The 7745-nt window shown below is 30.8% G+C and carries 7 protein-coding genes; 4 read left to right on the plus strand and 3 right to left on the minus strand.

The annotated features are described in order from the left end of the window. Positions 1–140 precede the first annotated feature (140 nt). Both AAC024_RS15270 and AAC024_RS15275 read left to right on the plus strand, forming a co-directional pair. Complete coding sequence (locus AAC024_RS15270; RefSeq protein WP_339896356.1) at positions 141–1178, plus strand: pesticidal protein Cry7Aa; 1038 nt, start codon at positions 141–143, stop codon at positions 1176–1178. An 11-nt stretch (positions 1179–1189) separates the two neighbouring features. Continuing rightward, positions 1190–3490, plus strand: a complete 2301-nt coding sequence (locus AAC024_RS15275) for a glycosyltransferase (protein ID WP_339896357.1) — start codon at positions 1190–1192, stop codon at positions 3488–3490. Between the two features lie 51 nt (positions 3491–3541). Here the strand turns inward: AAC024_RS15275 and AAC024_RS15280 are convergent, their stop codons facing one another. Genes AAC024_RS15280 through AAC024_RS15290 form a run of 3 tightly spaced genes read right to left on the minus strand, consistent with a single transcriptional unit; the run spans position 3542 to position 6097 of the window. Next, positions 3542–4531 carry an MlaD family protein gene (locus AAC024_RS15280; RefSeq protein ID WP_339896358.1) on the minus strand — a complete coding sequence of 330 codons (990 nt, stop codon included), beginning with the start codon at positions 4529–4531 and terminating at the stop codon, positions 3542–3544. Between the two features lie 12 nt (positions 4532–4543). Further along, on the minus strand, positions 4544–5323 hold the full coding sequence (locus AAC024_RS15285; RefSeq protein ID WP_339896359.1) for an ATP-binding cassette domain-containing protein: 780 nt from the start codon (positions 5321–5323) through the stop codon (positions 4544–4546). A gap of 3 nt (positions 5324–5326) precedes the next feature. Next, positions 5327–6097, minus strand: coding sequence for an ABC transporter permease (locus tag AAC024_RS15290; RefSeq protein WP_339896360.1), 771 nt, complete (start codon positions 6095–6097; stop codon positions 5327–5329). Positions 6098–6231: 134 nt separating this feature from the next. On the opposite strand from AAC024_RS15290, the gene AAC024_RS15295 reads away from it, so the two are divergent. Beyond that, a complete protein-coding gene (locus AAC024_RS15295) occupies positions 6232–7011 on the plus strand; it encodes a patatin-like phospholipase family protein (protein ID WP_339896361.1) in 780 nt (259 codons plus the stop codon). Between the two features lie 65 nt (positions 7012–7076). Then, complete coding sequence (locus tag AAC024_RS15300; RefSeq protein ID WP_339896362.1) at positions 7077–7679, plus strand: hypothetical protein; 603 nt, start codon at positions 7077–7079, stop codon at positions 7677–7679. The last annotated feature ends 66 nt before the right edge of the window (positions 7680–7745 follow it).

Genomic DNA, 7745 nt, shown 5'->3' on the forward strand with positions numbered 1-7745 from the left:
ATATTGAATAAGTTATCAAAATCAAAAAAGTAATTAATATTAACCTAACTGATTGATATCATTTGCCATAACCTTCATCTAATGTATTTTTAAGCTGATTTTAGAATATCAAGGAAACAGATTTAAAAATAAATAAACAGATGAAAGGATTAGAAAAATATGGAATTCTTTTAGGTCCAACAGAAAATGAATTCGAAAATGACGGTGTCTTCAATCCAGGTATTTATCAAGAGGGTGATACTGTGCATATACTATACAGAGCAGTCCAGCATGGTAATTTTTCTACCATAGGATATGCAAAAACAGAAGGGCCATACCAAATAAAAGAGCGCTATAACTACCCCATTATAACACGTGAATTAGATTATGAAAAACACGGTGTTGAGGATGCAAGAATCACAAAAATTGATGATACTTACTACATAGTTTATACGGCTTATGATGGTATTAACACCTTAGGGGCATTAGCAACTTCAAAGGATTTGGTAAACTTTGAAAAGCATGGTATAATAACGCCACAGCTAAATTATAATGAATATGAAAAATTAGTGAAGTGTTGTGATAAAAAAGGATTAAACCCAAAATACCACCATTACTTTCGTCTTTTTGCCGAAATTGGATTAGTCGATGAAAAACACAGACTTTTAAGAGATAAAGATGTTGTATTATTTCCCAGAAAAATAAACGGGAAATTTGCAATGTTACACCGCATTTGGCCTGGGATTCAAATAGTATATTTTGATGATTGGAAAGATTTAACAAAAAGTTTTTGGGAGGATTATATTAAGAATTTAACAGATTATATTGTTTTGGATCCTAAGGGCATTTTTGAAGTTAATTATATTGGTGCTGGCGGGCCACCAATTGAAACTGAATATGGTTGGTTGTTAATTTATCACGGTGTTCAAGAAACAACAAAAGGGCGAACCTACCACGCCAAAGCAGCATTATTGCATATCGATAAACCAGAAATTGAAATATCAAGGCTGCCATATCCTTTATTTTCTCCAACAAAAAAATGGGAAAAACATGGCATTGTTGATAATGTCGTTTTTCCTACTGGGCATGCCTTATTTGGAGATGATTTATATGTGTACTATGGTTCGGCCGATATGTACACGGGTGTTGTAAAAATGAGTTTAAATAAGTTATTACGAGAATTAAGAAAGCAACCCTAGAATAGGATACTATGAAATTTTTAGAAAGAGGAATGAAAATGTTAATTGTTGGGTCTTATCCACCAAGAAAATGTGGTATAGCAACTTTTTCTAATGATACTGTTAATGCCATCGGGAATATGTTTGGGAGCACACTACCCATAGAAGTATGTGCATTACAAAATGAAGAACCTGCTCTACCTTACGGGCAAGAAGTATCCTATGTATTATTTACCTCAATTCTTGAAAATTATCGTTTGATTGCTGAAAAAATAAATGAAAGAAATGATATTGGTTTAGTTTGTGTACAACACGAATTTGGTTTGTATGGTGGCGTACTGGGAGATTACTTATTGGCATTCTTGCTAGCATTGAATAAGCCAGTTATAACAGTTTTTCATACCGTATTACCAAACCCAGATGAAAAGAGAATAAAAGTTATTCAAACCATCGAAACACTTTCAGATAGACTCATCGCGCTTACTAACAAATCAAAAAAATTACTTGTAGAACACTATAAATGTTCACAACACAAAGTTCGAGTCATACCACATGGTATTCATATTGTGCTTTGGGAACAAAAAAACGCATTAAAACTTAAGTATGAATACCACGATAAAATTGTGTTATCAACCTTTGGCCTACTTAGTGAAAATAAAAATATAGAAACCGCTTTATATGCTTTAAAAGATATTGTAAAAAAACACCCTAATGTGATTTATTTGGTTATTGGAAAAACACATCCTGAAATCATAAAAAGAGAGGGTGAAGTTTATAGGAATCAACTATTGGAAATTACAAAAAAACTTAAACTACAGGATCATGTAATCTTCATTAATAAATATTTGAAATTAAAGCTATTACTTGAATATTTAACATTGTCTGATATCTACTTATTCACGTCCAAAGACCCTAACCAAGCTGTTAGTGGCACATTAGTGTATGCGTTGAGTTGTGGTTGTGCTGTAATTTCAAATCCCATAGCTCATGCGGTTGAAACTTTGAAAAACGGAAATGGCGTATTGTTGGAAAACATTGGGGATAGTAATGAACTTAAACAAAAAATATTAGATCTCATAGAAAATAAAAATAAGCGTGTTAACATGGCTAAAAATGCTTTTGCAAACATTCGATTTACATCTTGGGAAAATGTAGCCATTCAATACGGATTGCTTTTTGGAAAACTAACGGAACGCATAGAAGACTTAAGATTTAATTTACCCCCAATTAAACTCGATCATATTAAAAAATTAACTACCAGTGACGGAATACTACAATTTTCCAATTTTAGCGAACCAGACATAAATTCTGGTTATACTTTAGATGATAATGCCAGAGCTTTAATAAATATAGTTATGCACTATAATTTATATCGAAAAAAAAGTGTGCTTAACTATGCTGATATTTATTTAGGCTTTATAGAAAATATACAAAGAGAAAACGGTTGGTTTGATAATTATAAGAATTATAAACTCCAACTAACAAATAAAAATTACAACACTAATCTAGAAGATGCCAACGGTAGAGCCATTTGGAGTTTAGGCTACGTAATTGGTCATCAAGATTTACTGCCTTCAGGTTTCATTAAACGTGCTAAAACATGTTGGCATAAAATTATAGATAGAGTAGATGAAATTACTTCTCCTAGAGCCATAGCATATACTATTAAAGGTCTGTGCCATTATTACGCAACTCACCCTGATGTATTAGTGAAAAGTAAAGTAGAAAGTTTGGCCAATAAGCTTTTGCAACATTACAAAGTAAACTATGAACAGGGGTGGTATTGGTATGAAGACTATATGTCTTATGCCAATAATATATTGCCAGAAGCCATGATGTACAGTTACCTGATAACAAAAAATGACGATTTTAAAAAAATAGCAGAAATTACTTTTGATTTTTTATTATCGCAATATTTTATGAAGGGCCAAATAAAAGTAATTTCAAACAAAGGATGGTTTAAGAAAAAAAATGAACGCGTGTTTTATGGAGAACAACCCATAGAAATAGTTACCACTATTATTGCTCTGGATTTATTTTATAGAATAACCGGTAAAACGAGGTATAAGAATCAACTTGAAATTGCCTTTAGCTGGTTTTTAGGCAATAATCATCTTAATCAACTCATGTATAATCCTAAAAACGGAGCTTCCTATGATGGTTTAGAAGACACACATGTAAATATTAATCAGGGAGCAGAATCTACCTTATGCTTTTTTAAAGCACAAATGATAATTGATAAATATAATAGAAAAGTAACTGTTTATAATCGTGGTAAAGGAGGATCTAAAAGGAAAAACAGCAATGTTCTTTTAGAAATTTTCGACAATTAATTTTGTACTTAATTTTGTACTTAATTAAAGTAATAACTACTAATAACCTGTTTAATCTTTTTGTTTTCTATCTTCCTTTTTCTCCTGTCGTTCTAATTTTCTAAAATAACTCCGCGTTAAAAAATTATGCTTTAAAGCTTCCATATTTTGGTTGAATTTATCTGTACCTTCATTAATATTTTTAATAGTTTCTTTTAGACTATTAACAAATTCAGCATCATTTGAAAGGTAATTTAAGGCACCCTCGCCTTCTTTCACATTGGTAATAGTTGCATTCATATTAGTAATAACATCTTTTATTTCTGTGCTGGAATTTTCCAAATTAGTAATAATGTTTTTCATTTTTTGAGATTGCAAAGAATCATTCAATAAAGTACCAGCAATACTTTTATTAAAGTTAATCGAAGAAATAATACTGTTTAATTCTTTCATCGATTTTGATGCTTCAATACTCGTAATTCTTAACTGTTTTACTGTTTGTTTAAGATTGCTAGACACCATAGTGTCGTTTATAAGCATTCCAAATGTACCTTTACTATCTGCCATAGCATCAGCAATTTTTAATAATTTAGCGGTTAATAAAGCTGCATTTTCATTGGTAACACTTAAGGTATTTAACATATCTGAAGTTCCAATTTTGGTATATGACTTGATAACATCTCCAGATGAAATAGGGCCATTAATTCCATCTCCAGGAATAATATTTACAATCATATTTCCTACCAATCCATCTGTTCCTATAGTTGCAATAGCATCCTTTTTAATATGATTTATCATTTTTTCCTCTATCAACATAACTACATTTATTGTAGAATCGTTTATTATAGTTATGGACTTAACTGTGCCAACATTAATACCAGAATAACGTACATTGTTACCATTTATTAATCCATTAACATTATTAAAATTGGTGCTTATTGAAAAGGTTTTAGCAAATATATTTTGACGCTGACCGATAAAATAAATAGCCACTATAAAAATGAGTAATCCTATAATTACAAAAATGCCTAATTTAAGTTTTTCGTTTGTTGTTTTTTGCATGATTACTTTTTTTTATTTAAAAAATGCTTTCACTTTATCATCTTTTGATGCCCTTAATTCAGAAAAAGCACCCTCGGCATAATTAATACCATCTATTAATAAAATCATTCGTTCAGAAACCACACGTGCACAATCAACATCATGTGTTATTATGAGTGATGATGTTTTGTATTGATGTTGAATACGCCTCATAAGCTCTATAATTTCTTTAGCAGTTATAGGGTCCAAGCCGCTAGTGGGTTCGTCGTATAAAATGATCTTAGGTTTAAGTATTAATGTTCTGGCCAATGCTACACGCCTTTGCATACCACCAGAAAGTTCTACAGGCATTAAATCTATAGCATCAACCAATCCAACACTTTCTAGGGCTTCAGTAACTAATTGAGTAGTATCGGTAATATTACCAAATTTGTGTTTGTGCCGTCTCAACGGGAATTCTAAATTCTCTCTTACCGTCATAGAATCATATAAGGCACTTCCTTGAAATAAAAAACCTATTTCGGTACGCAATTCATCTAAATCTAAACGATTTAGAATGGTAATATCTTTACCCATAACTTTAATACTGCCAGAATCTGGCTGCATTAAACCGACTAAACATTTTATCATTACCGATTTTCCTGAACCCGATTTACCCATTATCACAAGGTTTTCGCCTTCAAAAAGTTCTAAATTAAATCCGTTTAAAACATGATTATTGCCAAATGCCTTTCTTAAATCTTTAATTTCAAGCATTAACTTTTTAGAGATTAGCGTTTCTGGTTTTTCTGGTATGTTTTGTGTTTGACTCATCTTTTAAATTTCAAAAAATATATCGGTTACAAATACAGCAATAAAGTCAATTATAAAAAGTAGCATCGACGAAAATACCACAGCGGAATTTGCTGCTAAACCCACTCCTACAGTTCCTTTTTCGCAGTAATAGCCTTTAAAGCATCCAACAAGCCCAATAGCAAATCCGAAGAAATATGTTTTAATAGTTGCAGGAATAATATCTCCAAACTCCAAGGCATTAAATACTTTGTTAAAGAATAATTGAAATGATACTTCTCCTTTTGTGTTCTCAATAATAAAAGAACCATAAAGTGCAATCGCATCTCCTAAAATAACCAGTATGGGCAACATCAGTGTTGCTGCTAAAATTCTTGTAACTACTAAATATTTAAATGGATTTGTGCCCGAAACTTCCATGGCATCAATTTGCTCGGTAACTCGCATAGACCCTAATTCTGCACCTATTCCAGAGGCTATGCGTCCTGCAAACGTTAATGCTATTATAACAGGTCCAATTTCTCTAATAATAGATATGCTCACCATGGAAGGCATCCAAGATTCGGCACCAAACTCCTCTAATGTAGGACGCGTTTGCAGGGTTATTACTAGGCCTATAATAAAACCTGTAACTCCCACTAACAACAAGGACTTATTTCCTATGCTATAACATTGCCTTAATAACTCTTTAAACTCGAAAGGTTTCTTAAATAATTCTTTAAAAAACCGACGCGCAAAGTATGCGAGTTCACCAATTTCGATAAAAAATACTTTTATTATGGTTGATTTAAGCATAAAGTAATTATTATATTATTTAAATTTATAACATCAATATCACATATAAAATGATTAAAATCATATACCAACTGATGCATATCATTGGAAAGTCAATCAATTAAAGCTATTTTTTCAATATTATTATTTAACAAATGAATTTAGGATTAGTATTATCAGGTGGTGGTATGCGAGGTGCTGCTCATATCGGAGCTATAAAAGCTTTAGAAGAACACAACTTATATCCCACTCATATTGCGGGCACAAGTGCGGGCGCTATAGTAGGAGCCCTTTATGCGTATGGCTATAAGTGGGAAGATATTTTGAAGTTTTTTAAAAGCGTTCAAATATTAGATATTAAAAAATACGCTCTGAATAAACCTGGTTTTATAGATGCTGAAAAGTTTTATCCAGAATTTAAAAATTACATAATAAACGATGATTTTCCTTTTCTTAAGAAAGATTTAAGTATAACCGCTACCAATATTCTAAATGGAAATTTAGAAATTTTTGATAAAGGAGAATTGATTAGACCCATTTTAGCTTCCGCAGCAATGCCTGGAATATTTGCACCAGTAAAAATTAATGATTCATATTATATTGATGGTGGTACTTTAAATAATTTTCCAGTTGAATTATTAAAAACAACCTGCGATAAAATTATTGGGGTTTATGTTAATGGTTTTGACACCATAAAGATTAATAATTTAAAACATTCGCATAACGTTATAGAACGGGCGTTTAAATTAAAATCGGTGAAAGACGACCAAGAAAAATTTAATGATTGTGATTTGGTTATTTCTCCAAAAGAATTAAACAATTATGGCACTTTTGATAGAAAGCATCTTGATGATATATTTAAAATTGGATATGATGCAACCATAAAAGAATTAGTACATAACAATAATTTCTTGATAAAAACTTTTGAAAACTGATAGTCATCATTTAGTGTTTTAAGCTTTAAGCATATATTTAAATGTAATCATAAAACTTAATAATCATGAAAAATACTCAGGACATTCAATTTGTGGATAAAGTTATAGGAGCCCTTAGAAAATCTGCAATAGAGTTAGAGGAGTTTCAAGTAAAAGCCGCTTTAGGAAAAGCAGAAGCTCAAGATAAGTATGAAGACGTAAAAAAGAAATTCAATCTATTTATACACGATAGCGAGTTTAAAATAAAAGGTGTTAAAGAAAAAATAGAAGAACTTAATACAAAGTTTGATGAGTTACGTGTACAATTGGCTTTAGGAAAAGCTGAGACAAAAGAGCTATTTAAAAAACAAAAAAAGCAATTACTTTTAATAATACATGATATTGAAGTTAAAATAAAAACTAATGACACTTTAAATAGAATGTATGCCTTAACACTAATTGAAATAGAACAATTTAAAATTCAGTTAGAGATTTTAGAACAAAAGTATAGTAAAGACAAAAGAGAAGCAAAAGACACTTTTGAAAAAGGAAAAAATGATTTCAATTCCTTTATTGATAGGTTTAAAGGCAAGTATGGAAAGCAAAAAGAAGAAACAAAACTAGAGCATTTTCAAAATGAAATTTCCGAAGCTTTTGATCATTTTAAAAAAGCATTTTCCAAAGCCTAGCCATTTTAATAACGTAAAAGAGGTCGTCTAAAAAGTAATTTTTAGGCGATTTTCTTTATTTAAAAC

It is taken from the genome of uncultured Algibacter sp. (assembly GCF_963976535.1).
GTDB lineage: Bacteria > Bacteroidota > Bacteroidia > Flavobacteriales > Flavobacteriaceae > Algibacter_B.

Bases quoted from the DNA above. Each gene is read 5' to 3' on its own strand.
- AAC024_RS15270 (WP_339896356.1), top strand. From the start codon at position 141: ATGAAAGGATTAGAAAAATATGGAATTCTTTTAGGTCCAACAGAAAAT.
- AAC024_RS15275 (WP_339896357.1), top strand. From the start codon at position 1,190: ATGAAATTTTTAGAAAGAGGAATGAAAATGTTAATTGTTGGGTCTTAT.
- AAC024_RS15280 (WP_339896358.1), bottom strand. From the start codon at position 4,531: ATGCAAAAAACAACAAACGAAAAACTTAAATTAGGCATTTTTGTAATT.
- AAC024_RS15285 (WP_339896359.1), bottom strand. From the start codon at position 5,323: ATGAGTCAAACACAAAACATACCAGAAAAACCAGAAACGCTAATCTCT.
- AAC024_RS15290 (WP_339896360.1), bottom strand. From the start codon at position 6,097: ATGCTTAAATCAACCATAATAAAAGTATTTTTTATCGAAATTGGTGAA.
- AAC024_RS15295 (WP_339896361.1), top strand. From the start codon at position 6,232: ATGAATTTAGGATTAGTATTATCAGGTGGTGGTATGCGAGGTGCTGCT.
- AAC024_RS15300 (WP_339896362.1), top strand. From the start codon at position 7,077: ATGAAAAATACTCAGGACATTCAATTTGTGGATAAAGTTATAGGAGCC.